The sequence below is a fragment of the Paraglaciecola sp. MB-3u-78 genome, assembly GCF_002835935.1.
GTDB lineage: Bacteria > Pseudomonadota > Gammaproteobacteria > Enterobacterales > Alteromonadaceae > Paraglaciecola.
In genome coordinates this window covers 1-1,664 of the sequence record NZ_PJCF01000029.1, presented here as the reverse complement: position 1 = coordinate 1,664, position 1,664 = coordinate 1, and the positions used below count along the sequence as shown (strand labels likewise).

At 47.6% G+C, this 1,664-nt stretch carries 2 protein-coding genes; both read right to left on the bottom strand.

The window, feature by feature from the left end:
- Window positions 1-1,338: IS66 family transposase (locus CXF95_RS26135; RefSeq protein ID WP_101201396.1), on the bottom strand; the 1,338-nt coding region annotated here is incomplete at its 3' end.
- A 35-nt stretch (window positions 1,339-1,373) separates the two neighbouring features.
- A partial coding sequence (gene tnpB / locus CXF95_RS26130) for an IS66 family insertion sequence element accessory protein TnpB (RefSeq protein ID WP_101201395.1) occupies window positions 1,374-1,664 on the bottom strand: 291 nt, incomplete at its 5' end.

Sequence of the window (1,664 nt, the reverse complement as noted above, 5' to 3'; positions counted from 1 at the left end):
AGCCAGAATATTGCTGAGCCTCAGCCGACCATCCGTACTGTAAACCATTAGCTTTTCCCACTGATTATGTAAATAGGTCATCGCCTTGCCCGTCAATCCTCCTTTGTCGACTCTGGGGCGATTGAGCTCCAGCCATGTTTTCAGCTCGCTGAGTATGGGCACACTTCTTTGTTGCCTGGCCTGATAAATTTCATCCGCGCTTAGCAATTTGATTTGACGCTCTACCACGTACAACTTATTGATAAGGCTCAGTGCCATATCCGCTTTGGTTACCTTGCCTTTCATTGCCCTGGGTTGCCCATCTTTGGCTTCACGGAATTTTCGTCGTGCATGATCCCAGCAACCCACCGAGATTAACTGATTTTGTCTGCATACCTCGTTATAACTGGCACAGCCATCGGTTTGCAGGTAGCCATGGGTAAACCCATCAAGCAGGCGCAAGGGTACCTCCCTGCCACGGGAGGGATCGTATTCAAACAAGACACTTCGTTGCTGCGGTAACCCGCCCAGGGTTACCCACATCCATTTATGTGAAGTGGGCGAACGATCTGGCTCTTTCAATACTTGAATGCGGGTTTCATCCGCACAAATCAGTGGGCCCGAATGTTGATGCTCCCTGAGTAGGTTAATTAAAGGTTGGGCTTGTTTCGACAGGGCAATCACCCAGTTGGCCAGTGTGGCCCTTGATATTTCACCGCCATAACGTTTGATGATGTTTTCAAGTCGATAAAGCGGCATGCCATCGGCGTATTTTGAAATAATGATATAGGTCATCAGGTTGACGCTCCCCATGGCCTTGGGGACAGGATGTTTGATAAGCTGGGCGGCTTTCACCGTGCGGCCATCATCTTGTGTTTTGAAGGTCGCTTTTTCCTGCATGTATTCCAATACACGTACCTGAGCGGGAATGATATCCAGCTCTTCCCTGACTTTGACAAAGAAGGTGTCAATGGCACCCACTTTTTCTTCATCACTCAAATAAGCGAACACCTGAAGGCGGGGCAATTTGTCGGACAGTGGCTTGCGACCGGTTTTGGCCTTTGGCTCGTTGCCTGTAGGTAAAGGTGAGTCGACAGGCTCAGGCTCAGCCACCGCTTCTACTTCATTAAACAGGTGACCTTGCTGTGGTGGTGTTTGCTCAGAGCTGGCGCCAAAACGTTTTGAGTTGGCCAACCGCAAGTACTCTTCAAGCATCGCTATTCGTTTCTTTTGCTCGGCAATGACATCCGTTTTCTGTTCGATGACATCGTCTTTTTCAGACAGCAATGCGGTCATCTGGCTCATCGCATCCAGATGTAATTTTGCTTTATTTTCAGTGTCTTGCGGCGCTAATTTCATGCCGTAAAGTATACCAAATTAGCGCATTGATTACCTTAAAAAACGGCCTCATAATGCAACTTTTTATGACCTTTCATGGCACTGATATCATAGCCATCAAGCAGCCAATTAATTTGCTGCCCGGTCAGTGTTATCACCTTATCATCACGCTTTGGCCACTTGAACTTTTCCTCTGACAGGCTTTTGTAATACAACACAAAACCATTATCTTCCCAGAACAGACACTTGATTTTATTACGCCGTTTATTGGTGAATGCATAAAGGTGACCGGCAAAGGGGTCGTGCCCCAACTCACATTCAATGATGGCAGATAATCCCAAGTGTGC